The 26,522-nt window shown below is 49.0% G+C and carries 20 protein-coding genes; 3 read left to right on the top strand and 17 right to left on the bottom strand.

The features are described from left to right. Positions 1–197: 197 nt before the first annotated feature. A complete protein-coding gene (locus tag ACZYR9_RS19555; RefSeq protein ID WP_488980140.1) occupies positions 198–1,091 on the bottom strand; it encodes a phosphate ABC transporter substrate-binding protein in 894 nt (297 codons plus the stop codon). A gap of 242 nt (positions 1,092–1,333) precedes the next feature. On the opposite strand from ACZYR9_RS19555, the gene ACZYR9_RS19550 reads away from it, so the two are divergent. Continuing rightward, on the top strand, positions 1,334–3,145 hold the full coding sequence (locus ACZYR9_RS19550; protein ID WP_488980139.1) for a methyl-accepting chemotaxis protein: 1,812 nt from the start codon (positions 1,334–1,336) through the stop codon (positions 3,143–3,145). Between the two features lie 62 nt (positions 3,146–3,207). Here the strand turns inward: ACZYR9_RS19550 and ACZYR9_RS19545 are convergent, their stop codons facing one another. The 4 genes from ACZYR9_RS19545 to ACZYR9_RS19530 form a co-directional block, all read right to left on the bottom strand. Continuing rightward, positions 3,208–4,290: a Gfo/Idh/MocA family protein gene (locus tag ACZYR9_RS19545; protein WP_488980138.1), complete on the bottom strand. Its 1,083-nt coding sequence runs from the start codon at positions 4,288–4,290 to the stop codon at positions 3,208–3,210. A gap of 217 nt (positions 4,291–4,507) precedes the next feature. Further along, a complete protein-coding gene (locus ACZYR9_RS19540; protein WP_488980137.1) occupies positions 4,508–5,233 on the bottom strand; it encodes a response regulator transcription factor in 726 nt (241 codons plus the stop codon). Positions 5,234–5,335: 102 nt separating this feature from the next. Continuing rightward, complete coding sequence (gene pnpS, locus ACZYR9_RS19535) at positions 5,336–7,132, bottom strand: two-component system histidine kinase PnpS (RefSeq protein ID WP_488980143.1); 1,797 nt, start codon at positions 7,130–7,132, stop codon at positions 5,336–5,338. Between the two features lie 248 nt (positions 7,133–7,380). Continuing rightward, complete coding sequence (locus ACZYR9_RS19530) at positions 7,381–8,919, bottom strand: fumarate hydratase (protein ID WP_488980136.1); 1,539 nt, start codon at positions 8,917–8,919, stop codon at positions 7,381–7,383. 205 nt (positions 8,920–9,124) lie between these two features. Between ACZYR9_RS19530 and yfbR the strand changes: the two genes are divergently transcribed. Next, positions 9,125–9,706 carry a 5'-deoxynucleotidase gene (yfbR, locus tag ACZYR9_RS19525; RefSeq protein WP_488980135.1) on the top strand — a complete coding sequence of 194 codons (582 nt, stop codon included), beginning with the start codon at positions 9,125–9,127 and terminating at the stop codon, positions 9,704–9,706. A 74-nt stretch (positions 9,707–9,780) separates the two neighbouring features. Here yfbR and ACZYR9_RS19520 read toward each other — a convergent pair whose 3' ends face one another. From ACZYR9_RS19520 to citZ, 6 genes are all read right to left on the bottom strand, one after another. After that, complete coding sequence (locus ACZYR9_RS19520; RefSeq protein ID WP_488980134.1) at positions 9,781–10,206, bottom strand: hypothetical protein; 426 nt, start codon at positions 10,204–10,206, stop codon at positions 9,781–9,783. A gap of 89 nt (positions 10,207–10,295) precedes the next feature. Further along, positions 10,296–13,427, bottom strand: a complete 3,132-nt coding sequence (locus ACZYR9_RS19515; RefSeq protein ID WP_488980133.1) for an efflux RND transporter permease subunit — start codon at positions 13,425–13,427, stop codon at positions 10,296–10,298. After that, on the bottom strand, positions 13,424–14,023 hold the full coding sequence (locus ACZYR9_RS19510; protein WP_488980132.1) for a TetR/AcrR family transcriptional regulator: 600 nt from the start codon (positions 14,021–14,023) through the stop codon (positions 13,424–13,426). Before ACZYR9_RS19510 ends, ACZYR9_RS19515 begins: the two co-directional genes overlap by 4 nt. A gap of 215 nt (positions 14,024–14,238) precedes the next feature. Then, entirely contained in the window at positions 14,239–15,180 is a 942-nt protein-coding gene (gene mdh, locus ACZYR9_RS19505; protein WP_488980131.1) for a malate dehydrogenase, read from the bottom strand. Between the two features lie 118 nt (positions 15,181–15,298). After that, positions 15,299–16,594, bottom strand: a complete 1,296-nt coding sequence (gene icd / locus ACZYR9_RS19500; protein ID WP_488980130.1) for an NADP-dependent isocitrate dehydrogenase — start codon at positions 16,592–16,594, stop codon at positions 15,299–15,301. A gap of 168 nt (positions 16,595–16,762) precedes the next feature. Further along, complete coding sequence (gene citZ, locus ACZYR9_RS19495) at positions 16,763–17,875, bottom strand: citrate synthase (protein WP_488980129.1); 1,113 nt, start codon at positions 17,873–17,875, stop codon at positions 16,763–16,765. A 303-nt stretch (positions 17,876–18,178) separates the two neighbouring features. On the opposite strand from citZ, the gene ACZYR9_RS19490 reads away from it, so the two are divergent. Further along, complete coding sequence (locus ACZYR9_RS19490) at positions 18,179–19,726, top strand: Ppx/GppA phosphatase family protein (protein WP_488980128.1); 1,548 nt, start codon at positions 18,179–18,181, stop codon at positions 19,724–19,726. Here the strand turns inward: ACZYR9_RS19490 and ACZYR9_RS19485 are convergent. The 6 genes from ACZYR9_RS19485 to accD all read right to left on the bottom strand — a co-directional run bounded on the left by ACZYR9_RS19485 (position 19,662) and on the right by accD (position 26,494). Next, on the bottom strand, positions 19,662–21,782 hold the full coding sequence (locus tag ACZYR9_RS19485) for an RNA degradosome polyphosphate kinase (RefSeq protein ID WP_488980127.1): 2,121 nt from the start codon (positions 21,780–21,782) through the stop codon (positions 19,662–19,664). The two genes, ACZYR9_RS19490 and ACZYR9_RS19485, sit on opposite strands and share 65 nt — an antisense overlap. 138 nt (positions 21,783–21,920) lie before the next feature. Further along, positions 21,921–22,316 carry an FxsA family protein gene (locus tag ACZYR9_RS19480; RefSeq protein ID WP_488980126.1) on the bottom strand — a complete coding sequence of 132 codons (396 nt, stop codon included), beginning with the start codon at positions 22,314–22,316 and terminating at the stop codon, positions 21,921–21,923. A 7-nt stretch (positions 22,317–22,323) separates the two neighbouring features. Then, positions 22,324–22,731 (bottom strand): acyl-CoA thioesterase, encoded by a 408-nt coding sequence (locus tag ACZYR9_RS19475; protein ID WP_488980125.1) that lies wholly within the window; start codon positions 22,729–22,731, stop codon positions 22,324–22,326. Positions 22,732–22,847: 116 nt separating this feature from the next. Continuing rightward, complete coding sequence (gene pyk, locus ACZYR9_RS19470) at positions 22,848–24,605, bottom strand: pyruvate kinase (protein WP_488980124.1); 1,758 nt, start codon at positions 24,603–24,605, stop codon at positions 22,848–22,850. Then, the gene (locus ACZYR9_RS19465; RefSeq protein WP_488980123.1) at positions 24,598–25,578 is read right to left on the bottom strand and encodes an acetyl-CoA carboxylase carboxyltransferase subunit alpha; all 981 of its coding nucleotides are present in this window, start codon (positions 25,576–25,578) and stop codon (positions 24,598–24,600) included. The genes pyk and ACZYR9_RS19465 overlap by 8 nt, the downstream gene beginning before the upstream one ends. Next, positions 25,568–26,494 carry an acetyl-CoA carboxylase, carboxyltransferase subunit beta gene (accD, locus tag ACZYR9_RS19460; protein WP_488980122.1) on the bottom strand — a complete coding sequence of 309 codons (927 nt, stop codon included), beginning with the start codon at positions 26,492–26,494 and terminating at the stop codon, positions 25,568–25,570. Before accD ends, ACZYR9_RS19465 begins: the two co-directional genes overlap by 11 nt. Between the last annotated feature and the right edge of the window lie 28 nt (positions 26,495–26,522).

The following is a 26,522-nucleotide window of genomic DNA, read 5'->3' as shown; positions in this document are numbered from 1 at the left end:
ATTTGCCTCCGGCTTCCTTCAGATTCCGCCTCGCGACGGACACCCTTGCCCTTGGCTACGGTAGGCGCTCGCCAGCCCCCGTTCAGGACTTTCACCCTAAAGATGACGCCCATGCTGGGCGTACTACCAAAAAAGGACAACGACATATTGTCGCTGTCCTTTCTTTGATGATCCGGATTATTGATCCGGATTATTTTTTATTTTTTCAACAGGTCAGCCGGCAGGAATCCTACTTTTTCTACCGTGCTTTCCTGGAACTCTTTGCTCATCATGAATTCAAGGAAGGCTTTAACCGCGCCGGTCGGCTCGCCTTTGGTGTACATATGCTCAACACCGTAAAGCGGATATTGACCGCTCTTGATCGTATCTTTGCTGAAAGCTACGCCTTCAAATTTCACAGCATTGATTTTGTCATTGAGGTAAGGCGTATCTACATAACCGATGGCACCGGCAGTTTGAGCAACCGTTGTTGCCATTGCACCGCTGGATTCTTGGGTTACGCCATCTTTAGTGAACTCTTTGTTATCCAAAACAATTTGTTTTACAAGCTTTCTCGAACCGGAGCTGTCCGGACGGTGAACGATAATAATCTTTTGGTCGGGACCGCCAACTTCTTTCCAGTTGGTGATTTTGCCTGTGAAGATGTCCGCCGCTTGAGCTTTAGTCAAGTTATCCACTGGAACAGCCTTGTTTGTAATAATCGCAAACGGAGCAATGGCGACAATATGATCAACAAGATTTTTATCTTTGTATTCATCTCCAGCTGCTACGTCGGAGTTACCGATATCGGAAGTGCCGTCCGCCACGTTCTTCAACCCGGTACCGGAACCGCCGGCCGTTGTATTAATAGTTACTTTAGGGTGCTTATCCATAAATTGGTTTGCGCCTTCTTTAACCAATGGGAGCAACGCGCTGGAGCCGGAAGCCGTAACCGTACCGCTGAGCTCTGCCGATTGTGCAGGAGGTTGCCCGCCTGCCGCATTACCGGAAGGTGCCGGTTCTGTTTTTGTACCGCAAGCTGCCAGGACCCCCATTGACAAAACCGTAACCATCATAAGACCCAAACCTTTTTTCGACCACTGCTTGAACATTTTAGTATGTCCTCCCTTTTTCATATGCGTGTTTTGCTTACATAAACATCGTAACAGTCTTTTGTAAAGTGAATACCAACGAAACGTAAACTTTATGTAAAACTTTCGGATGGATATATTTAACGAATGCTTTACAAAAGAAAGACATTGAATTAATACTTTAGACCTATGATGAAATCAAACGCATTCGAAAGAGATGGAATAAAAAGAGGTCGACCATAAGAGACAACGGGAGGGTATTTATGAAAATAAAAAAAAGCTTCAGTTTAAAAGCAAAATTGATTACCGGGTTTTCGGGCATGCTGCTTTTGTTTTTGTGTGCTGCCCTTTTCAATTTCATTCAGGTGAATCAGATCAAAAATCAGCTGGCCGTCCAGAATGATAAAGTAGAATTACAGCTCTTATCCCTTCAATTAAAAGAAATGGTGCAGGAACTGAATATGATTGCGGCAGGATTACAGCTATCGAAGAATCCGGAGTTTATCCCTACTTATAATGAAAAAAGATCCGTGTTTGAGCAAATGGTCAAGCGGATCGGGAATACCGCCGTTACAGATGAGCAAAGTGTATGGAGAAGCAAATTAATTCTCCTTACAGGTGAGTATGCGGATACCTTCGACGTTGCTGTGAGAATCATCAACGATAAATCGCTTAATAGGGTAGATATTGATCGGAACATGGAATATTTGTATAACGAATCTCAAAGACTGACGAATGAGATTTTCACTTTTGTAGATCACTTTTATGACTCCTACTCTCAAGAAGCTTCCGCGGCCACCATGGTCACGCAGGAAAAATTAAATCGCACGGTATCCATTATGATTACGGCTTTTGTACTTGTCGCGGTCAGCAGCGTTATGATTGCGTTTTTGCTTATTCAATCCTTTATGCGTCCGATTCAGCGTCTGCAGCATGCCGTCCAAAAAATAGCAAAAGGCGATTGGCGCCATAAAATAAACAGCTCCTCCACCGACGAGCTTGGCAGGCTCAGTCACAGCTTTGATGAGATGATGGAGCAGGTCAAAGAAATGCTGGCGAATACCCAAAGGGTCGCCTTTTCCCTATCCGAACATTCCCGTTCCTTTCACGAGTTCTCCGGAGCAACCGCAGCGGCTAACAAAGATATTGTCCGGGCTATTCAGGAAATATCCGCAGGAAGCGAACAGCAGGCCCTTTATTCAGAAGATAGCGCCTATATTATATCCGAAACCACCAAAGAAATTCGGGAAATGACCGAATATACCGTTGTGATGCAGCGAAAAAGCAAAGAAGCCGCATTTAATACACATACGGGCTCACAATCCATTGAGGGGTTACAAATCGCTGCTGAACAATCGGAAAAAGTACTGCATCAGGTATATCTCGCGATGGAATCCTTATCCCGCAGCTCGGCTCAGATCGGCAAAATCGTCGGAAGCATTACCGACATATCCGCTCAAACGAACGTATTGGCGCTAAATGCGGCTATTGAAGCGGCCAGGGCGGGTGTACATGGCAAAGGATTTTCCGTCATCGCCGGCGAGGTGCGCCAGCTCTCCGCCCAAACCAACGAATCCTCCAAAACGATTACGAAGATCGTTCAATCGCTGCAGACACAGATGAGCGGGATGGAGGCTTCGTTAGGTGAAGTGAAGCGTTCTTTCCAGCAACAGACTGGAAAGATGAACGAAAGCATAGATGCGTTTATGGACATCCGCTTGTCGATGGACGAGCTGTCAGGGCATATTGAACAAATCCATACGCTGATTTCCGCGGCAGAAGACAAGAACAACAAACTTGTCTTGTCTGTGCAGCACATAGCCGCCATCGCGCAGGAAACGGCTGCCGGCGTCGAGGAAGTGAATTCCGCTTCACAGCAGCAGGATTCAGCTATTCATCGAATCGCTTCACAATCCGACGATATACGGTCTCTCGCTCAACAGCTGTTCGATGAAATCAACCGATTTAAGATTTCTGATGCCGATGAGACACACGACGACAGCACGAAGGAGCAGCAGAGCTTTACAGAGGAACGGCAAAAGCGAATCATTCGAGGAGCCTCCGCAGGGGAATGAAAAACACCCTGATCGATAATATCGAGCAGGGTATCGATAATATCGAGCAGGGTGTTTAAGCATTAATTGAAATATACGGCTTTGCCGGTCTTGGAGGATTCGTAAATGGCCTCAAGAATCTCCGATACAACGCAAGCCTGTTCCGGCGTCACGATCGGATCAATGTCTTTCTCAATCGCCTCCAGCCATAAACGCGCTTCCAAATCGGCAGGACTTTCCGTCTGGCCGTCATAGAAATCCACCCCTTTGGCATCCAGTTGGATTTCGTTCATGTAAAGCCGGCTGTGCTTTTCGCCGTTAATCCGCAGGCCGTCTTGCATATCGGCCCCGCCATCTGTACCGCAAAGCGTCGTTTTGGCTTCTCCGGTCTGCAGCATATTGATCGCCCAGCTGGATTCCAGCATGATGGTAGCGCCGTTCTCCATCGTAATCATACCGAAGGCCGAATCCTCTACGGTAAATTTTTTAGGATCCCACGATCCCCATGCATTGGCCGCATTCTCTTTTTGGGAGAGCTTGTGGAATGCTGTTCCAAGCACAACCTTCGGCTTGTAATTGTCCATCATCCACAGCGTCAAATCGAGCGCGTGGGTACCGATATCAATCAGTGGTCCCCCGCCTTGCTTTTCCTCATCCAGGAATACGCCCCATGTCGGAACGGCACGACGGCGAATCGCATGTGCCTTCGCATAATAAATATCTCCCAGCTCGCCGTCAGAGCAAATGCGCTTTAAATATTGGCTGTCCGGACGGAAACGGTTTTGATAACCGATCGTCAGTTTTTTGCCCGTTCGCTTTGCCGCTTCTACCATGCGTCTGGCGTCGGCAGCGGTTTTGGCCATCGGTTTCTCACACATCACATGCTTTCCGGATTCCAAGGATGCGATGGAGATATCGGCATGGGAATCATTAGGTGTACATACATGCACGATATCAATAGAACCGTCCGCAAGCAGTTCACGATAGTCCGTATATACTTTGGCGCCTTCAGACCCGAATGTTTTTGCAGCTTCCTGCGCTCTTTCTTCCACAATATCGCAGAAGGCCACCATTTCCGCATTAGGCTGATTTTTCAAAGCAGGCATATGCTTGCCGGTGGCGATCCCGCCGCATCCGATAATTCCGATTCGATATACTTTAGACATGGAAAAAAACCTCCCTCATTCAATTCCTGAAGATGAATTTCAAAGTAACGCTGAGGTATAGTATAGACAAGTTTGTGCCAAAAAGATATTTCGTATCTGGCGCTACTTTTATGCGATTTTGTCCTCTGCATCCTTATCCATCGTTGCACAGTTCTGATTTCCCGGGAAATCAGCAAATACAAAAAAGAAGACCACCATAGGAGGGTCTCCTTTCCTTCTAAATATTATCCTTTTTAACCGCTGCATGAACAAGCTTGTAACCTACGCCGCGAATCGATTCGATTTGGACGGATTGCTGATTCATCTCTAATTTTTTACGCAACGAGCTGACATGAACATCTACCGTTCGCTGTCCTCCGATATAATCGAAGCCCCATACAATATTCATCAGGTCATCACGTGTAACAACGACACCGGGACGCTGCACCAAATGAAGCAGCACCTCGAACTCCTTAGGTCTTAACGGAATGGTTTCGCCGTGCAGGATAACCTCATATTTCTCCGGATAGATCTTCAGCTCTCCTACGGTAATGACTTTCTCGCCATTGCCAACCTGATCCGTAAATGCATTGTCGGACGATGTGCGCCGAAGCACTGCCGATACGCGGGCAAGCAATTCTGCAACCCCGAAAGGCTTTGTAATATAATCATCAGCGCCGTATTTGAGCCCTTGTACAATTTCTTCTTCGGCATTGCGCGCAGTCAGTATAATCACGGGGGTCTTATTCCCTTTTTGCCTTAGCTTCGACAAAATTTCAAAACCGTTCATCCCCGGCAGCATGATGTCAAGAATAATTAAATCAAACGGCTGATGAAGCGCTGCTTGCAAACCGTCGCTGCCGTGATCGATCACCTTCGTATCATAACCTTCTTGAGTCAGATTGTAAGAAAGCAATCTGGCTAACGTAGGCTCGTCCTCTATGACTAATATTTTATGCGACATGGGAAAACCCCCAAACCCATTCTTTATTTCAAACTAATCATAGCATGAATGATTGATAAATTGTAAAGAACCTTTTGTTAAGATTTTGTTAACCTACAGATGTCATTGGATTAACGGCAGCTCAATGATAAATCGGGTGCCTACCATGACCTCACTCTCCACACGAATAGTACCTTTATGCAGCTCGACCAAATGCTTGACGATCGACAAACCAAGACCCGTCCCGCCGGAGCTCCGTGATCTTGCCTTATCCACGCGATAAAAGCGTTCGAATATCCGGGGCAGATCCTTCTTCGGTATTCCAATCCCCGTATCCGAAATCGTAAAACGGATCGTATCGATCTCTCCCCCTGCCGAACCGCTTGCCAGCTGCTCCACCTTTACTTTTACTTTACCGCCTTCAGGCGTGTAGTTGATACCGTTGGAGAGCAAATTCATCAGAATTTGACGCAGCCGATCCTCATCCGCTTCCATATAGCTGTCTTCCGGAGCTTCCATCTCCAGGTCGATCGACTTCTTCTTCGCTTCCGTTTTCATGACATGAAGACAGTTTCCAATAAACGATTCGAGATGGACCGGGGAGAATTGGAGCGGTATCCGTTTGGACTCGATTTTGGACAGCTCCAGAATGTCCCCGATCAGCCGGTTTAACCGCTCGCTTTCATCAAAAATGATTTTCAAAAACGACCTGGCTGTTTCTTTATCCTCCAGCGCTCCTGAGAGCAGCGTTTCGGTAAAGCCTTTGACGGCTGCAATCGGCGTCTTCAGCTCATGGGATACATTGGCTACAAACTCGGAACGCATTCTCTCCAATCTGCGGACAGATGTAATATCATGCAAAACGATCAGCAGCCCTGCCCATTGCTTATCCGACTGAAAGATCGGATTCAAATTGATCTCCAGGATGCGTTCTGCAGGATAATAGAATATCATTTCATCATGGATACTTTCACGAGTATCGAAGCATTCCTGAATCAACTGTGTAAATTCAATTTGCTGCTTGGCTTGATCGAATTTTTTTCCTAACAGCTCTTTGGAGGAAAACCCGAGAAATTCTTCAGCCGACCGGTTAAGCAGGGCAATATTTCCTTTGCTGTCAATCATGATCACACCGCTGATCAAGTTCTCAAGAACGTATTTGAGCCTGTTTTCCTCTTCCAATATGCGATTCATCTGCACCTGCAGACTATCCGCCATGTGATTGATGGCATCGCCAAGCTTTCCGATTTCATCTTTCTTGTTCAGCTGTACGCGATACTTGTAATTCATGTCCGTAATTTGTTCAGCCACACCGGTCATAAGCTCGATCGGTCTGGTAATGCCATAGGCGACACGATAGCTGATCAAGCCCGCGATGACAAATACCGTCAAAAGGCCGGCCATCAGTAAATACCATACGTTGCGGATCGATTTCTCCACTTCTTCAAGACCCATGGCTAACCGCAGGAAACCGCTTTTTTGTCCTTGATCCACTACCGGAACGGCAACATAAATCATGTTTTGACCCAATGTGCTGCTGTGACGCGTGACCACACCTATGCCGGAGGATGCCGCATCGATAATTTCCTCCCTGTTCAAATGATTCTCCATCTGAGCAGGGTCGCTGTCGGAATCGCCCAACACTTTGCCGTCCGAACGGATATAGGTAACCCGCGCATCGGCCGTTTTCTTAAGCAAAACGGCCATGTCGGTATAGTAGCGCATTTGTTCGGATTCCGACCCCTGTGTGTTCCAATTCATCGTCACCAGCAGGATACGCAGCTCCCGCTCCATATTCTCGGTCAGGGAGTCTATGTGGGAACGCTCTATCATTTGAGCTACAAAAATACCTGCAATCAAAACCGAGGAGCCGATTAAAGTAATAAAAATCAGAGTTAATCGTGCCCGGAACTTGTTAATCAATGAAGTCATCCTCCCTTAGATGAAACCATATGCTTCGGGAACGCTGCGATGTTTAACGAATGTCTTTTTATATCTCGGATGTCTTTTACTAAGCTTTCCTTCCCAAGAACATATCACTCCATATCGTACCTGTTCTTCAGAGGGAACTCCAGTTATTTTTTTGTAAAAAAAGAACCCCGGGTCTCATAGATCCCGGGGCATGAGTCGTTCGATTCATTATAAACAGTAAAGAAGTGCTATTCAAATTATACGAATACCGGTTCTTTGAACTGGGCCAGCTTCTCGCGCGAATCCTTCTCTACATCGGCGTGCAGACTGTTTCCGTGGGAATCCATCGTAACGATGGCTGCAAAGCCCTCGGTCTGCAGATGCCACATCGCTTCGGGAATACCGAATTCCATGAAATCAACGCCTTCTACCTTTTTGAAGCACTGCGCATAATATTGCGCCGCTCCGCCAATCGCATTCATATATACGGCGCCGTGCTCTTGCAGCGCTTTGAGTGTTTTCGGCCCCATGCCGCCTTTACCGATTACCGCGCGGATACCGAATTTTTTGATGATATCGCCTTGGTAAGGCTCCTCACGAATACTTGTAGTCGGTCCTGCCGCCTTGACTACCCAATTCCCGTTCTCATCTTTGGCCATCACGGGTCCACAGTGGTAAATGACAGCGCCGTTCAGGTCGATCGGAGAATCGTGATCCATCAAATATTTGTGCAGCGCATCCCGTCCCGTATGCATCGGTCCGTTGATGATGACCACATCGCCTACGCGAAGCTGGCGAATTTGCTCTTCTGAAATCGGCGTCTGCAGCACGATTTCGCGGCGCTCTTCCTGGCCTGCCTCTGCTGCTGCCGGCTCATCCTTTTGCATTGGCACCTGTTCACCCTTCGGGTAGACCCACTCCGTAATCTCACCCGTGCCCTGTTCAATCAATACGCCCTGTCTGCGGAACGCCCAACAGTTGTAAGCTACCGATACGAAGAAGCTGGCCGGCAAACGGTTCATCACACCAACCTTACAGCCCAGCAGCGTAACTTGTCCGCCAAAGCCCATCGTACCGATGCCGAGCTTGTTCGCGTTATCCATCACATAATCTTCAAGCTTGCGAAGCTCTTCATTGGGATTGACGTCGTCCGCAGCACGGAACAACTGGTGCTTGGCCAGCTCATACCCCGTCGTACGGTCACCGCCGATTCCTACTCCGATAAAGCCCGCGCTGCAGCCTTGGCCCTGTGCCTGATAAACGGCATGCATAATGCACTTGCGAATACCGTCTAGATCACGGCCGGCTTTGCCAAGACCTTCCAATTCGGTTGGAAGGCTGTATTGGATATTTTTATTTTCACAGCCGCCGCCTTTAAGAATCAGCTTGGCTTCGATCACGTCCTTTTCCCACTGTTCAAAGTGGATCACCGGCGTTCCCGGACCGACATTATCGCCGCTGTTAGCACCGGTTAAGGAATCGACCGAGTTCGTCCGCAGCTTGCTGTCTTTGGTGGCTTGGGCAACCGCAGCAATAATTTGTTTTTTCATCTCGATCTGGTTGGCTCCGACAGGTGTATGTACGATAAATGTCGGCATTCCCGTGTCTTGACAGATTGGAGATACGTTGCACTCCGCCATATGAATATTGTCCGCAATGGTGGAGAGAGAAAGCGCAGAACGAGTACCGGCGTCTTCTTTGGCCTGAGCGTTCTGAATCGCCTGACGCACGTCGGCCGAAAGGTTCGTGGATGTTTCGACGATCAGTTTATAAATACTCTCTTGAAAATGCTGCATGATGTAGAAAATCTCCTTTCGATTCGTAAAAAAATACTCTATTAAGTTTAAAGCATATAACCTAATAATAGCACATTACCGCTAGTACCAAAACATCGTTTTCATGACAAAGCCTTTCCGCAGCAAAAAGAATATGGACAGGCCATCGGCTCTTAAATCGTGTATAATTCTACTAATACCAATTATGAACTGGGATGATGATCGAATGGACAGCCATTTTTTTGCCTATATGTACCGGCTCCGATATATTGAACGCTGGAGCCTCATGAGAAATATTGTCAAGGAGAACGTTGCCGAGCACTCGTTTCATGTGGCGATATTGACCCATGTCTTGTGTACGATCGCAAACGAGGTATTCGGAAGGCAGGTGCCGACGGACCGTGTGGTCAGCATGGCACTGTTTCACGATGCCACCGAGGTGTTTACAGGCGATATTCCAACGCCGGTAAAGCATCACAACCCGAAGATTTTATCCAACTTCCGGGAGATCGAGCATTTGGCCGCCGAGCGGCTGCTTGACATGGTGCCGGAGCCGCTGCGAAGCGTCTATGAGCCGTTGATCGGGATAAAGACAGGGAGCGGCGCGGAGTTGAAAAAATACGTCAAAGCCGCCGATCTTTTGGATGCCTATCTGAAATGCGTCACCGAGCTGTCCGCAGGCAACCGGGAATTTGCGATGGCAAAGAAACAGATTGAAGCATCGATCAAAGCGTTGAATATGGAGGAAATCCATTACTTTTTACAGCATCTGGCTCCCAGTTTGGAAAAAACGCTGGATGAGCTCTAATAAAGACCGTTTTTTTGGGGTTGCATTAAAAAAGACCGGAATGATAGCTCCGGTCTTTTAAGTGGTCAGATGAATTATCGATAAAAAGGGAAATTCATCAAAGTGAGAACGATAAAGAAAAGAATCCCGTTGATGACGGCGAGCGTTTTGATCGAGCCGATGTATTGGGAAATCGCGCTGCCCGACTCTTCGGCCAAAGCCTGTCTCATCTTTTTACCCATGATCCCCGAAAGCGCCGCAATACCCAGGAACAGGATGATCGAAAGCGCCATCCACATGATGGCATATGGTGCTTTGCTTACCATATAGCCTCCGGTTAAGAATGCGACGAGTAGTGCAAATTGTGCAGCGCGGTTCATCGCAAACAGCACATGCAAAAAGCCGTACTGCGCCGTTTTGGAGTCGAGAGCCTGAACTCTCTGGACCAGAAACGGGAGCAGCAGGTAAATCCCCATCATCACCGCACTTAACACATGTAAGTACAAAATGAAATCCTGCATAATTCGTGTTGCCTCCCCATTTTTCCATTATTTTCGATTAGTCCTAGTATAACGGAATGCAGTGCCTTGAAGCAAATGCATCCGCAGGACTACATATGCTCGCTTTTTCCCGATTTGGCCGCCCGTTGATCCCGCCACTTGGCCAGTATCACAAATAAGGATGGGACAACGATTAAAGTCAGAAGGGTGGAGTAAAGCAAGCCGGAGATGATGGTGATGCCCATAGGTCTCCACAGATTCCCGCCCATAATGGTCATCGGCAGCAAGCCGCCGATCGCCGTAGCTGTCGTCAGCAATATAGGCCTCAGACGGGATTTTCCCGCCTCCGCCACCGCATCATACAACGGCAGTCCGCGTTCTCTTGCCTGCTCGATAAATTCGATGAGAATAATTCCGTTGCGAACTACAATCCCTGCCAGGCTGACAAGTCCCATCAGCGCCATAAATCCTATTGGCGATCCAGTCAGGAACAGCCCGATGACCGCTCCTTCGGCAGCCAAATAGACGGTTGACAGAATCAGCAGCGGGATGGAAAGAGAATAAAACTGCATGACCATAATCACATAAATCAAAAGAAGCACGACGATGGAGAGCATGCCGATGGAAGCGAAAGCATCGTTGCGTTCTTCGTTTTCTCCTCCAATTTCAATGGAGTACCCCGAAGGCAAAGAATATTGCTGCAGCTTGATTTGAAGCTCTTTAACTATGTCGTCCGCAAGACGATCTTGTACATAGCTTCGAACCGTGATCGTACGCGTTAAGTTCCGGTGATGAATGGATTGAATCATACGGCTTTCCTTGATTGCGCCCAGTTCGGCAATAGAGACGGTGCCCCCCTGCAGCGCCGGCACGTACATATCCTTCATCGTTTCCGCCGGATCATGGCTCTTCTTCTGTGCATGCAGGATCACATCGATTAAATCCTTCCCCTTCTGCATCTCCGCCACTTCCAGGCCCTCCGTAGCGATACGGAGAGTCATGGAGAGATCCTTCTCGTTTACTCCAAACAGACTCAGCTTTGCCGGGTCCGCTTCAATCTCAACCGTATTCATATCGTCGCCAACGTCGTCGGATATACTGACCGTACCCGGAATTTCCTCAAGCATGCCTTGTATGTCTTCTGAGATCTGACGCAGCTGCGCTAGCTCACCGCCGCTGATCCGCAAGGCGATCGGCGCCCCTACGGGAGGACCTTGCTCCAGCTCGCGCGGCGTAATATCCACATCCGGCGGGAACATCGCCTTAAGCTCTTCCCTCCACCTGGAAACCACTTCTTTGGTTTGAATGACCTTCGGATCAATCTTTACGAATAATTGGCCTATATGAGAGCCGGATACCTCCGCTTCGGAATAATAAAATTTTGGAGCGGAACGGCCGGCATATGAGGATACAAACCGTACGCCCGGCTGCTGCTCCAGCCAAGCCGCCGCTTTAGATACCGTGTATTCCGTTTCTGAGAAAAGCCTGTTTTTGGGCAGCTTAATGTCGATGAGCATCTCCTCTTTTTCAGCCGGCGGGAAATACTGCACACCAAGAAGGGGAAGCAGACCAAAGGCGCTGGTTCCCACCATAAGCGCGGCTAAGCCCGTTAGCAGCGGTCTTTGCAGGAAGCGGTGAATCTGCTTCCCGTACACCATGCTCAAGCGTTGGATTTGACGGCCGAGAAGACCCGGAGCCTGCTGCAGCTCCTGACCGGAATGCTCTTTACCGGCAGTGTCAGCTCCAACCGATCGCTTGGGGCTTTGGCGCCGCAGCTTACGCTCAGCCACCCATGTCCGGAAGATCGGAATGATCGTAAGCGACATGGCCATCGACGCAGCCAACGTGAACGAGATCACCACGGGCAGCGGACGGATAAAGCTGCCGATGTTTCCTTTCAAAAAGAACAGCGGCAAAAAAGCGGCGGCTGTGGCAATCGTCGCCGTCAAGATCGAGATGGCAACATCACGGCTTCCTTCAAGTGAAGCGGTCCGGGGATCGTCCCCCAGCTGGAGCCGGCGTTGAATATTATCATTGACGACGATGGCATCGTCCACCAGAATCCCCAACACAATGACGATCGCCACAATGGTGATCTGGTTTAAGTCGATGCCCATAAACTCGACGGGGATAAAGCCTATTGCAATCGATATCGGAATGGCGAGAGCAACAATCAGCGCTGTACCGAACGCCAGTCCCATCGAGCACACAACGATAACCGCCAGGATGCCGATCAAAAGCTCTTTGGTCAGCTCTTTAAACAAGTGATCCAGGCTTTCCTTTTGTGTAAAAAGCGATTGCAGCTCTACATTCGCCGGAAGCTGCGGCTTCAGCTCGGATACCTTCCGGTCAATGCGCTTTTGCAGATCCGGTATATCCGCACCCTTTGCCGCATTGATAACCAAGTCCAACGCTGGCTTTCCATTATGTAAAATGCTAACATCCTTTTTCTTGGGCTGCAGCTTGACGTCAGCGACATCTCCGATTCGTAGTGTTTTTCCTCCGGGCAAGCCGAGGATTTCCGTATTTGCGATATCTTCAGCCGATGTCCATTCACCGCTCATATTCACAAAGTATTGCTTCGTGCCTTTGTCAACCATTCCCAATGGAATCCGGTTCTGTTTATTTTGAAGCGCCTGAGCCACAGCTCCCCATGGCAACCGGAAGGTATTGAGCTTATCGGTATCCAGCGTTACCGCGACTTCCTGCTCCTGCAGGCCGACGATCTCTACATTGCTGACCCCTTGAACCGTACCAAGCTGTTCTTTCCAAATGTCCATGGTTGGCCTGAGCGTTTCAAGCTCCTCGGGGGTCTCCACCACGAAATGAAGGATTTGCTCGGCAATTTTTCCGAGATCGTCATTGACTTCCGGCTGGTGCGCATCCTGAGGAAGCTCGCTGGATGCGGACTGCACCTTCTGCCGCAGTGTATCCCAGGCGCGTTTGATGTCGGTATCCGCTTTGACCTCCACTTGTATCACCGATACGTTCGCCGACGAAGTGGAGCTGATCACGGAGATATCGCTCATCTCCTTAATCTTATCTTCTAATGGCCGGGTTACGAACTGCTCCACTTTTTCCGGAGAGGCTCCGGGATAGATCGTCTTGACCACCGCCATGGTCAGATCAATCTCGGGATTTTCCCTCTGCTTCATCGTAGCTATATTGAATATACCAAGCAGCACCGCCATAACAAAAAAAAGCAGCGTCACTTTACGATACTTCAGGATTTTGCCGATCATCCGGCACTCACATCCGTTTTCGGCTTACAGTTGATATTTACGCCGACTAAAACCTCTGTAAGCGGGTCAATGTGCTCCGGGCCGCATTTCCTTTCAATAAACCACTGGTAGGCGGCCATCTCTACCATACCTATTTTGGCGTACGCCGTCATTTCCAGCTGTTCATCCGTATAGCCCGGATATGCTTGGTAATGCACAAGTATACCTTTGATGACGCCCGCCATTTTATCATAAAAGTGCTTGGAAATATCGACAATCTCCGGCGAAGCGGAGCCATGCTGATTAATAATGTTCAAGATCGTCCGGTTTTCATAATAAACTACGAGCGTTTGACGGATAATCCGGTACAGCATGCGATCCTCGCCGAAGCTTTCCGTTTCCGAAGGCCCTTGTGCCAAAGCTCCCACAATCTCATCCAGACAAGCCTCAGACACTTGGCGGAACATATCTTCTTTACTCTTGAAATACAAATAAAACGTTCCTTGCGCCATTCCCGCATCCTTCACGATATCCGACACCTTCGTGCTGTGATAGCCTTTTTCTTCAAAGAGCCTTAGCGCTGATTCAATAATGCTGTCTCTTTTGTCTGATGCCACGAAGCTTCCCCCTATAAATGAAATGCAAATCATGATATAAACTGATTTCATAACCATTATGACTGACGAGTCAGTCATTACTGATCCTATCATGACTTTCTATTCATTTCAATGAAAACATGCAAAAAATTGGAATTTCCCTAGATCTCCAGCTCATTTAAAAAGACCAGCCTCCGGCAGAAGCCGGAAGGCTGGTCTTGAGTACAAGCTATCGATTAGCCGGTTACGACTTTAATCACATTGCGTACGGATTCAGCGGATTTGTCCAGCGCCGCTTTCTCTTCAGGAAGCAGTTCCAGTTCAAATACTTTCTCAATACCATTGCCGCCAAGAAGCGTAGGAACGCCCATGAACAGGTTGTCATAGCCGTACTCGCCTTGAAGCAAAGCGATGGAAGGAATAATGCGCTTCTTATCTTTAAGAATCGCTTCAGTCATTTGTACAAGCGATGCTGCAGGCGCATAGTAAGCAGAACCGTTGCCAAGCAGGTTGACGATTTCGCCGCCGCCGGTACGCGTACGCTTCACAATAGCTTCAATGCGGTCAGCAGGGATCAGCTTCTCAATAGGAATGCCGCCAACGTTGGAATAACGAACGAGAGGCACCATATCGTCTCCATGGCCGCCAAGCACGAAGCCGCGAACATCTTCAACCGATACGTTCAGCTCCTGTGCGATAAATGTGCAGTAACGTGCCGTATCCAGAACACCGGATTGACCGATAACGCGGTTTTTCGGGAAACCGAGCGTTTGGAATGCGACATAAGTCATTGCATCTACCGGGTTGCTGAGGATAATAACGATCGATTGCGGGCTGGTTCTTTTGATGTTCTCGCAAACGGATTTTACAATCCCGGCGTTTGTATTCACGAGGTCGTCACGGCTCATGCCCGGCTTACGGGCGATTCCTGCCGTAATGATGACGATATCGGAGTTGCTCGAGTCGTCATAGTTGGAGGTACCGATGATGTTAGCGTCGAAGCCTTGCACTGGAGAAGCTTCCAGCATGTCCAGCGCTTTCCCTTTTGTCGGGTTCTCAAGCTGAGGAATGTCCAGCAAAACTACGTCGCCGAGTTCTTTTTGAGCCAGCATTAGCGCCGTTGTCGCACCTGTGAAGCCTGCGCCTACAACCGTAATCTTTTTACGTTGAATCGCCATGACTTATTGCCTCCCGAAATATAAAGTATTGGATTAAGGTTTCGTCCTCCGATCAGCTTTCACCGTTGAAAGGAAAAAACCTAAGGTCCCCCCTTGAGAAAGGGGGGACAAGTGTAAATTAGAAGTTTTTGATGATCTCATCCGCAAACGCCGAGCATTTCACTTCGGTTGCGCCTTCCATCAAACGTGCAAAATCGTAAGTTACCGTTTTGTTGTTGATGGCAGTTTCCATGCCTTTGTAGATCAGTTCAGCCGCTTCCAGCCAGCCCAGGTGCTCAAGCATCATTACGCCGGACAGAATAACGGAACCTGGATTTACTACGTCAAGACCTGCATATTTAGGGGCCGTGCCGTGGGTTGCTTCGAAAATCGCATGGCCGGTAACATAGTTAATATTTGCCCCTGGAGCGATACCGATTCCGCCAACTTGAGCAGCGAGCGCATCGGACAGGTAGTCGCCGTTCAGGTTCAGCGTAGCAATGACGTCGAAATCAGTCGGACGAGTCAGCACCTGCTGCAAAGCAATATCCGCAATCGCGTCTTTTACGATGATTTTGCCAGCGGCTTCAGCTTCTTTTTGCGCTTTGTTCGCTGCGTCAGTGCCTTGCTCTTCTTTGATTTTATCGTATTGCGCCCATGTGAAGGTTTTGTCGCCAAACTCTTGTTCAGCAAGCTCGTAACCCCAGTTTTTGAACGCACCCTCAGTAAACTTCATGATGTTTCCTTTATGAACCAAAGTCACGCTCTTACGGTTATGCTGGATCGCATATTCGATGGCCGCACGAATCAGACGCTTGGAGCCTTCGGAAGATACCGGCTTAACGCCGATACCGGATGTTTCCGGGAAGCGGATCTTCTTCACGCCCATTTCGTTTTGCAGGAACGCGAGTACTTTTTTCACTTCGTCAGAGCCTGCAGCCCACTCGATACCTGCGTAGATGTCTTCTGTGTTCTCACGGAAGATAACCATGTCCACAAGCTCAGGACGCTTTACCGGGGATGGTACGCCGTTGAAGTAGCGAACCGGACGGGAGCATACATACAGATCCAACTCTTGACGGAGCGCTACGTTCAGGGAGCGGATACCGCCGCCGATCGGAGTAGTCAATGGTCCTTTGATGGCAACGATGTATTCGCGAATAGCTGTAAGCGTATCGGCTGGCAGCCAGTTGTTAAATTTATTGAAAGCTTTCTCGCCGGCAAACACTTCGTACCAAGCGATTTTTTTCTCGCCTTTGTACGCTTTTTCTACCGCTGCATCCAATACGCGCTTGGATGCTGCCCAAATGTCAGGGCCTGTACCGTCGCCCTCGATGAAAGGAATAATCGGATTGTTCGGAACGTTCAATTTACCATTCGTGATCGTGATGCGTTCGCCTTCTGTCGGCTGTGCATATTGTTCGAATTGTACCATGGATATGTAAACCTCCTCATAAAATTGGAGCCAGTTTGCACTGACCCGGGATAGGAATACCCTCAAAAATATACGGAAGCCGCGGCGCCTGTCTCAAGCCTTACACGAAAGCCAAGATGAGAAGACGCCGCAGCAGCCCGTCTAGGTAACAGTAATTTTACCTTCCGATTAGCGCTGCTCGATCGGAACGAAGACTTGATGCGAAGGACCCGTATATTCAGCACGCGGACGGATCAGACGATTATTATCATACTGCTCCAAGATATGCGCTGTCCAGCCGGACGTACGGCTGATTGCAAAAATCGGGGTAAACAGGTCGCGCGGAATTTCCAGAGAAGTATACACCGATGCGGAGTAGAAGTCCACATTTGGTTTCAGACCTTTTTGACCGGTGACCATTTCTTCGATTTGAATAGACATATTATACCAGTTCATATTGTCTGTAATTTTACCCAATTCCTTGGACATCTTCTGAAGATGCTTTGCGCGAGGATCGCCGTTTTTGTATACACGGTGACCAAAGCCCATGATTTTTTCCTTGTTATTGAGCTTTTCCGTGATATAGGCTGTAACGTTATCCGCTGTGCCGATTTCCTCCAGCATCGCCATAACCGCTTCGTTCGCTCCGCCGTGCAGAGGTCCCTTGAGTGCGCCGATGGCAGAAGTAACGCCGGAATAAATATCGGAAAGCGTTGCAACGGTAACACGAGCCGCGAAAGTAGAAGCATTCAGCTCGTGATCGGCGTGAAGAACAAGAGCCTTGTCCAGCGCTTCAACAGCAATCTTTTCCGGATTTTTGCCAGTCAGCATATATAAGAAATTCTCGGCGACGGATACGCCGGCTTTCGGAGCGATCGGCTCCTTGCCTTCACGAATACGGGCAAACGCAGCAATAATTGTCGGCAGCTGAGCCTGCAGCTTGATCGCCTTGCGGAGGTTGGCTTCCTTATCCATTTCATTGGCTTCGGCATCGTAAAGCGCCAGGCTGGAGACCGCGCTGCGTAGAGCCGACATGGAGTTCACATTTTTTGGATATAATTTAATTTGATCGATGACTTCTGCCGGAATCGCAGCGTTATCGCTCAAATCTTTTAGCAAACGATCCAGTTCGGATCGATTCGGCAGCTTTCCATACCACAATAAATATACGACCTCTTCGAAGGTTGCATTCTCTGCAAGGTCATCGATATTATAACCGCGATAGGTGAGTACACCGTCAATAATAGAACTAACGGAGGATGTTGTTGCGACAATTCCTTCCAATCCTTTGGTAGCAGTCAAGATAATCTCTCCTTTTTCGTTCGATTTCACATAAGTCTAATATAAAGGATTTACCTAACGATGTGAACAAATTTGGACATAAAAGTTCATTATCAGCACAATAAGAAAAACTTCTATCGATCAAATTTTCGAGATGCACATACGTGTTAAGCCCTAAGAAAACGGTCCCTATAAAAGCATTTCTTAACCAATGTTAAATTATTCTTCAAAGTTTTGCATGCCGGACAAACGATGATAAAATAGGGTTATCTTTCAATAACGATTCAAATCTTGCTCCGGCAAAACTTTAGGAGGAGAAAAGCCATGAACAACAGCCGAAACATCGGCATCATCGACATCGGTTCCAACTCCATCCGCTTAGCCATCTATGAGCTTCACGAAACCGGGGCCTACAGGGTGATCGGTGAATTCAAAGAATCTGCACGGCTGAGTCAGCGGATCGGACCTGACGGGGGGCTGCCTCCAGCTGAAATACAAAACATCGTGCGCATACTGTCGAACTTTAAACGCATTTGTGATGCCCATAGGGTCACAGACTACCGCGCGGCGGCCACGGCGGCCATCCGTAACGCTACCAATGCTCGGGAAATTGCCGATACCCTATCGAAGCAAAGCGGCTTTCACATTGAAATCCTTTCCGGTGAGGATGAAGCCCGGCTCGGATTTCTCGGCATGATACAGACGATGGATATTTCCGACGGCTTTCTTGTCGATATCGGCGGCGGCAGCACGGAAATCAGCCTGTTTCGTAACCGAAAGCTGATCCACAGCGTTTCCTTTCCTTTCGGCGCCGTAAATACAACACGAAAGTTTGCACCGAGCGGCGAATTTCAAGCAGAGCAGATAAACCTTATTCGGCAAATGGTCCGGCAGGCGCTCTCCGAGCATCCATGGATCGGTCAATCTCCAGGTCTGCCGCTTATCGGGCTTGGAGGCGGGGTTAGAACGGTTAGTAAAATCAACCAGAGGAAGCATAAATATTCACTGCCCATCACACATAACTATGTCGTATCTCCCGCGGATATGGACGAAATGTCCCTCTGGCTGTCGAGCTTGTCTGGGGAGAGGAGAAAAAAGGTCGATGGTCTTTCCAAAGACCGTTACGATATTATCGTGCCGGGAGTCATTATCCTGCAAACAATCTTTCAGACCACGGGTGCGGTTCAATATGTTGTTAGCGGGGCCGGCCTTAGGGACGGACTATTTTTCGAAAGCTTTTGTCCCGCGGATCAAGGGCAAGTACATATCGCAGAACGAAGTGCAGACCATTTCTTAAGCCTGCATTCGACGGCTCCCAAAGCACATATCACCCATGTCAACGAAACCGCCTTGAAGCTTTTTGACGCTCTGGCCCAAAAGAAGCTGCTGCCTCACGATCCAAAGCTGAGGCTTTGCCTGAGCATTGCATCCAAGCTGTACCGGATCGGTGCTTCCGTGCAATATTATCAATTTCCCAAGCACACATTCCACATGATCGCCTATACGCGCATCGACGGACTCACCCACCGTGAACTGCTTTCCTGCGCTCTGATCGCCACATACAAAGTAAAAAACAGAATCCAGCAGGCGATTTCACAGCATAAGGATATTATATCGGATACGGATTTCGAGCAAATCTGCAAATTGGGAACGATCGTTCGTCTCGCTATCGCTCTCGATGCCAGCGAAACCCAGGCCCTTGAGCTTGAATCCTTATCTATTGAAGGGGCTTCTATCCGTTTGTACCTGAAAAGAAAACACGACCCCTCTGCCGAATACAGAGAGGTCGAGGGATTACAAAAGGAATTCAAAAAGATTTGGGGGCTTCAGCTTCAGTTTCAGTTTCAAGATACGTCGTCTTCCAGGACCTGATGCGCATCGCCTCGAACTGACTTCGCTTAGGAGGAGCATCCTTCAGTCGAACGGGCTCGTACATGCCGTTCGATTGAAGCTGTCTTGCTTTAACATTGTCGCGCAAGCTTAACTGCAATATGTTAATCAGCGATCTCACGTTCTTTTTATCGAACACGGGGCACATCAATTCGACCCTGCGGGTCAGGTTTCGCGTCATCCAGTCCGCGCTGGCAATATAGACTTCGGGGTCGCCTGCATTCTCGAAGTAAAAAATACGGGAATGCTCAAGAAACCGGTCAACGATACTGCGCACCGTAATATGCTCGCTTAAACCGGGGACACCGGGTCTTAAGCAGCACACTCCCCGTATGATCAGATCGATGCGGACGCCTGCCTGAGACGCCGCGTACAGCTCATCAATGATCTGCTGGTTTGACAGCGAGTTCATCTTCGCGATAATATGAGCCGGCTTGCCTTCGGAGGCGTTCTTCTTCTCCCGGCGTATTTTTTCGAAAAATTTCTCCATCATATCGGTTGGCGCCACTCCAAAGGCTTTCCAATTATGGGGGGCGGAATAACCCGTAACCTCGTTAAACAAGGCCGAAGCATCTTCACCTATGATTTTATGAGAAGTAAACAGACCTACATCCGTGTAAAGCTTAGCCGTATTGTCATTGTAATTGCCCGTTCCCACGTGAACGTACCGCCTGAGCCCGTCCGCTTCCTGACGAACGACCAGCGTGATTTTACAGTGGGTCTTTAACCCTACCAGGCCGTACACTACATGACATCCCGACTGTTCAAGCTTTCTCGCCCAAGCGATATTGCGTTCTTCATCGAAGCGCGCCTTCAGTTCCACCACGACCGTTACCTGCTTCCCGGATTCCGCCGCGCGCGCAAGCGCCTGTATAAGCGGAGAATTGCCGCTGACCCGGTATAGTGTCATTTTGATCGCGAGAACCTGAGGATCATCTGCTGCATCACAGACAAAATCGGTAACGGCATCGAATGATTCATAAGGGTGATAGACCAGCACATCCTGCCCGCGAAGCTTGGCAAACAGGTCCTCGACGTCATCAAGCTCATGCGGATATACCGGCTTAATCGGAGGATAACGGAGATAATCGTAGCCCTGCAGCGAGCCCGCAAATTTCATGAAATAAGTTAAGTCAAGCGGCCCGTCGATTTCGAAGATATGATCTGCAATTTCGAATTCCTCAATGAGCTGCTTCAGCGCATAAGGATGAATCCCTTTTTGAACCTCCAGACGAACGGGGTCACCCCAGCGCCTTTTACGCAGCTGAGTCTCGATTTCCTCCAGCAGATCCTCCGCACCTTCTTCATTCAGCGTAAGGTCTGCATTTCGTGTTACCCTAAAGCCATGCACCGATACCGGAATATAGCCGCTAAACAAAGTGTGAATGTGCTTTTCAATCAGATCCTCCATTGGAATGAATTCTTGTTTCTTGCTGTTGCTGCGCCCCGGAACGGCAATATAACGGCTTAAATTCGAAGGCACCTGAAGAATCGCAAAATAGGGCTCATCCTCCTCACTATCGCCTTCTTTCATCAAAACCACCGCCAAATAAAGCGCTTGGGTATGCACAAGAGGAAACGGGCGCGCCTGATCGACCGCCATCGGAGTCAGCACTGGAAACACGATATCGTGATAATATTCGTCCATCGCTTTGCGCTGCGTTACATTCAAATCGTCATACCACGTAAAGATAATCCCTTCTTTAGCCAGCTGTCTCATCAGTTCCCGATAAGTCTTGTACTGATCCGAAACCATTCTTGCGGTACGCTTCATAATCCGTTTGAACAATCCGGCAGGAGTGTAGCCCGTAAAGTCCTTTTTGGTATAACCCGCTTTCATCTGCTCGACGATGCCGGCTACCCTTACGCTCATAAATTCATCCAAATTGGAGGAAACGATGGAAAGAAATTTCACGCGCTCCAAGAGCGGCGTTCCCGCATCCTGTGCTTCTTCCAGCACACGCCTGTTAAATTCCACCCAGCTCAAATCACGATTCAAATAATTGTTCGACGTCATACGGACAGTTGTAGCTTTCATAATAATGATAAGACCTCCAAGCCGATCCACCTTTTTTCAATCGTGCCTTTTCCACATATTTCATCATAATTGGACATTGTAAAAAGATATAGTCCTTTATGTTAATTTTATGTAAAAGTCAATTGAATTAGTCAGGACCTATCTCCGCCAGATAAAATGTGTATTTCCCCGGTCCGCCATTTTGCGTAACAACGAGTATATCCATCCTTTAAACATGGGACGGCTCAATGGAAACACGAGGAGAAATCCAAGCATATCCGTTAGAAGGCCGGGTGTCAGCAGCAGCAGCCCTCCGGTAAAAACACATATCCCGTCTACAATTGAATCTCCGGGGAGCTGCCCCATAGAAAGCTGGCTCTGTGCCTGACGCCACACCTTAAGCCCCTCCCGGCGCGCAAGCCATGCACCCAAAAATCCGGTAACGATGATTAATCCGAAGGTTGACCAACCGCCAATCCGCTTGCCCATTTGAAAAATAATGATTAACTCCAACGCCGGGATCACAATCAATGCCATGACAATGTAGCGAAACATGGACGGATCAGCTCCATTCCTTGATCAGCGCGTACAAATCAGGCGCCTCTTTATCGATTCGAACCGGCTTCCACTCGCGGTTGAGCCACACATGCCGGGTTCCTCCGCTGACCAGAAGTTCATTTTCCCTCCGGATTTCGTTCTCAAACTGAATGCGCAGGCTGCTATATTGCACAATTCGGGTATGAATCGTAATCGCATCATCATAACGGGCCGGCAGATGAAACTTCAAATCCGCTTCGACAACCGGAAGCAGCAGCCCCTTGGCCTCCAAAGTTCGGTATGGCATGCCCATCTCGCGGATCATCTCCGTTCGGCCGATTTCAAACCAGTTTAAATAATTGGCGTGATACACGACTCCCATTTGGTCTGTTTCCTTATATCGTACACGTATGTCGTAACGGAATGTTTTCATGGATTATCATTTCACCTCTCATTGGATAAAGTACAAAAGCGCCGAATCGCTAATGAATGAAAAAAGAGCGCACCTGCAAGCGGGTCCGCTCTTTTTGTATGCCCAGGGATGTTCTCTTACAGTACCCGGGCCCGTCCGGAGTAGATGACGCCCACTTCGGGATATATGGAGACGTCTTCATTGTCCTTGAGAATCTCCAGCGCGTTAACTACGCCAACGATCACAGGCTTGCCAAGACTGATACCCACTACGGCTGCATGGGATGTAATCCCGCCGGTTTCTGTGATGACAGCAGCCGCCTTCTCGAATGCCGGCATATACTCTTTATCTGTAGTAAGAGTGACCAGGATGCAGCCTTCCGTTGCTTTGGCCAATGCCTCTTCCGCGCTGCGGGCCGTAACCACCTTACCGGTAGCGATCTGGGTGCCGATGCCCTGTCCTTTGGCAATCATTTCGCCGATTTGGTGAACCTTGATCAGGTTTGTCGTTCCGGAACGTCCTACCGGTACACCGGCCGTGATAATAACAAGGTCGCCAAGGCTGACCAATCCGGTTTTGACACTCGCGTCAACCGCGTGCTCAAACAATTGGTCCGTAGAGGAACAGGATTCTCCCTTAATCGGAATAACGCCCCAAACAAGAGACAACCGGCGCAATACCCGATCATTCGGTGTAACTGCAATAATCGGTGCTTTCGGACGGTATTTGGATACCATACGTGCCGTATAGCCGCTTTCGGTAGCGGTCAAAATCGCCTTCGCATCAAGCTCCAAAGCGGAATTGGCCACCGCCTGGCTGATTGCTTCCGTTACCGTGGTTTGCTGCGCTTGGCTTTGGCGAATGAAAATTTCACGATGCTCCAGTGCCTGCTCCGCACGCTCCGCAATACGGGCCATCGTTTGAACAGACTCGACCGGATATTTTCCCGCCGCCGTTTCACCGGACAGCATCACGGCATCCGATCCGTCGAAAATCGCGTTGGCTACGTCACTTGCTTCGGCACGGGTCGGACGCGGATTGCGCTGCATGGAATCCAGCATCATCGTTGCCGTGATGACCGGCTTACCCGCCTGGTTACATTTTTTGATCATCGCTTTTTGTACGATCGGAACATCCTCCGCCGGAATTTCCACACCGAGGTCTCCCCGCGCTACCATCAGTCCATCGGATACTTCCAGAATTTCATCGAGGTTGTCTACGCCTTCTTGATTCTCGATTTTGGAAATGATCTGAATGTGCGAAGCATTATGACGCTCCAAAATTTCACGGATTTCCATGACATCGCTCGCTTTGCGCACGAAAGAAGCAGCGATGAAATCGACTCCCTGCTGAATACCGAAAATAATATCGTTCGCATCTTTTTCAGTAATCCCCGGCAAATTGATTTTGACGCCAGGTACGTTTACGCCTTTCTTGCCGCCGAGCAATCCGCCATTCTTAATCCGGCACACAATATCGGTCCCGCGGATATCTTCAACACTTAACCCGATTAAGCCGTCATCGATCAGGATCGTGGAACCGATTCTTACATCTTTATACAAATCCCTGTATGTGATGGATACTCGATCCGCGTCGCCAAGCACTTCCTCGGTTGTGAGCGTGATCAGACGATCTTGAATCAGCTCTACCTTCTGATCGTCCTTTAGCTTTCCTGTGCGAATCTCCGGCCCCTTTGTATCGAGCAGGATCGCAATGCTTTTCCCCAGCTCTTGTGAAGCTTGCCGAGCATTGGCAATCCTGGCACCATGCTCCTCGAAGTCGCCGTGAGAGAAATTGAGACGTGCGACGTTCATTCCCGCGTCAATCAACTTCTTGAACATGTCCAGCGATTCGCTGACCGGTCCGATGGTACAAACAATTTTGGTTTTACGCATGGTAGTGGTTACCCTCCTGAATGGTTGTGAACCGACCGATTTCTCTAAATTTTTTGTAACGGTCTTCAATTAGTTCATTCTCTGTCATTTTCATTAATTCCTGCAACTGCGGCCACAAAATTTGTTTGATGGATTCCGCTTGCATGACAACGTCCCGATGAGCCCCGCCCTTCGGTTCAGGAATAATCGCGTCGATCACACCGAGCTTCAATATTTCATCAGCCGTAATCCTCATCGCTTCGGCCGCTTCCATCGATTTCGATGCGTCTTTATACAGAATCGAGGCCGCGCCCTCCGGACTGATTACGGAATAAATCGAATTCTCGAGCATAAAAACGCGGTTACCCACGCCAAGCGCCAGCGCGCCTCCGCTGCCGCCCTCACCGATAACCACACACAAAATCGGCACTCGCATGGAAGCCATTTCGAGCAGATTACGCGCAATGGCTTCACCCTGACCCCGCTCTTCCGCCGCATTGCCGGGATAAGCTCCTTTAGTATCGATAAAAGTAATGATGGGACGATTAAATTTATCGGCTTGCCTCATAAGCCGCAGCGCTTTACGGAATCCTTCCGGGTGAGGACTTCCGAAGTGGCGGGCAATATTATCCTTGGTATCCTTGCCTTTCTGGTGTCCGACAATCGTTACAGGGATACCGTTAAACCGGCCGATGCCGCCGACGACCGCCAAGTCGTCACCATAGACACGGTCGCCATGAAGCTCAATGAAATCGGTAAATAAATGCTGAATGTAATCGAGCGTTGTAGGACGCTGGGGATGGCGGGCTACCTGCATCTTCTGCTTTGTGGTCATGCCCGCATACAGCTCCGCTTCCAGCTGCTGATAACGCTGCTCCAGTCGTGCGATTTCGTCCGAGAAGTCAATTTGCTTATCCACTCCGAATTTGCGCAGCTCATCGATTTTCGCGCGAAGCTCGACAAGCGGCAGCTCAAAAGGCATTTCACTTGCCACTGGCCGTCTCCTCCTTTACGGTATGCATGCTAAGCAGTCTGGTCAGCATGGTACGCATTTCTTTGCGGTGAGCCACAAAATCGACCTGTCCATGCTTGAGATTGAATTCCGCCGTTTGAAAGTTATCCGGCAGCTTTTGGCGAATTGTCTGCTCGATAACGCGGCGTCCGGTAAAGCCGAAAGCTGCCCCCGGCTCGGCAATAATATAATCGCCCAGAGTAGCGAAGCTCGCAGACACGCCTCCGAATGTAGGGTCTGTAATCACGGAAACGTAGAGCCCCCCCTGTTCGTTCAGCTTGGCCAAAGCCGCACTCGTTTTGGCCATCTGCATCAAGCTGAGAATGCTTTCCTGCATCCGTGCTCCGCCCGACGTGGAGAAAATAATAACTGGCCGCTGTTTGGCAATCGCCTGTTCAATAGCCCTTGTTACTTTCTCCCCCACGACGGATCCGAGCGAGCCGCCCATAAAATCAAAGCTCATCACGGCTACGACAACCGGATATCCCCCGATGGTTCCTTCTCCTGTAATTACCGCATCCTGCATTCCCGTAGCTTCTACAGCTTTGTTATATTTGTTCACGTAATCGGGAAAGCCCAGCGGATCCTCCGAGCTCATCTCACTATCGAATTCGGAAAATTCACCATCGTCCATCGTCATCTGGATGCGCTCAACCGCGTTGAGCTTGTAGTGGTAATCACATTCGGTACATACCTTCAGGTTCTTGTCCAATTCTTTGTTATACTGGATCGTCCCGCATCTGGGGCATTTGTTCATCAAGCCCTCAGGAATTTCACGCCTCGGACGCTCCTCAGGAACATCAATGGCTCCATCAACCGGCGGGTTTGGAGCAGGCCTGTTCGCTGAAGGAACAGTGGCATATTTTCTTTTTTTCTGAAATAAATCTTTGAATTGCACGACTACACCTCACTTGCGAATGATGGAC

Source organism: Paenibacillus sp. F024 (assembly GCF_057814255.1).
The sequence above is the reverse complement of the archived record's forward strand: the minus strand, read 5'-3'. Positions and strand labels throughout refer to the sequence as shown.

Coding starts and splice junctions, on each gene's coding strand:
- ACZYR9_RS19555 (WP_488980140.1), bottom strand. CDS start 1,091: ATGTTCAAGCAGTGGTCGAAAAAAGGTTTGGGTCTTATGATGGTTACG.
- ACZYR9_RS19530 (WP_488980136.1), bottom strand. CDS start 8,919: ATGCAGCATTTTCAAGAGAGTATTTATAAACTGATCGTCGAAACATCC.
- ACZYR9_RS19550 (WP_488980139.1), top strand. CDS start 1,334: ATGAAAATAAAAAAAAGCTTCAGTTTAAAAGCAAAATTGATTACCGGG.
- ACZYR9_RS19485 (WP_488980127.1), bottom strand. CDS start 21,782: ATGAAAGCTACAACTGTCCGTATGACGTCGAACAATTATTTGAATCGT.
- ACZYR9_RS19540 (WP_488980137.1), bottom strand. CDS start 5,233: ATGTCGCATAAAATATTAGTCATAGAGGACGAGCCTACGTTAGCCAGA.
- pyk (WP_488980124.1), bottom strand. CDS start 24,605: ATGCGTAAAACCAAAATTGTTTGTACCATCGGACCGGTCAGCGAATCG.
- yfbR (WP_488980135.1), top strand. CDS start 9,125: ATGGACAGCCATTTTTTTGCCTATATGTACCGGCTCCGATATATTGAA.
- ACZYR9_RS19480 (WP_488980126.1), bottom strand. CDS start 22,316: ATGTTTCGCTACATTGTCATGGCATTGATTGTGATCCCGGCGTTGGAG.
- ACZYR9_RS19515 (WP_488980133.1), bottom strand. CDS start 13,427: ATGATCGGCAAAATCCTGAAGTATCGTAAAGTGACGCTGCTTTTTTTT.
- ACZYR9_RS19475 (WP_488980125.1), bottom strand. CDS start 22,731: ATGAAAACATTCCGTTACGACATACGTGTACGATATAAGGAAACAGAC.
- mdh (WP_488980131.1), bottom strand. CDS start 15,180: ATGGCGATTCAACGTAAAAAGATTACGGTTGTAGGCGCAGGCTTCACA.
- icd (WP_488980130.1), bottom strand. CDS start 16,594: ATGGTACAATTCGAACAATATGCACAGCCGACAGAAGGCGAACGCATC.
- ACZYR9_RS19520 (WP_488980134.1), bottom strand. CDS start 10,206: ATGCAGGATTTCATTTTGTACTTACATGTGTTAAGTGCGGTGATGATG.
- ACZYR9_RS19545 (WP_488980138.1), bottom strand. CDS start 4,290: ATGTCTAAAGTATATCGAATCGGAATTATCGGATGCGGCGGGATCGCC.
- ACZYR9_RS19490 (WP_488980128.1), top strand. CDS start 18,179: ATGAACAACAGCCGAAACATCGGCATCATCGACATCGGTTCCAACTCC.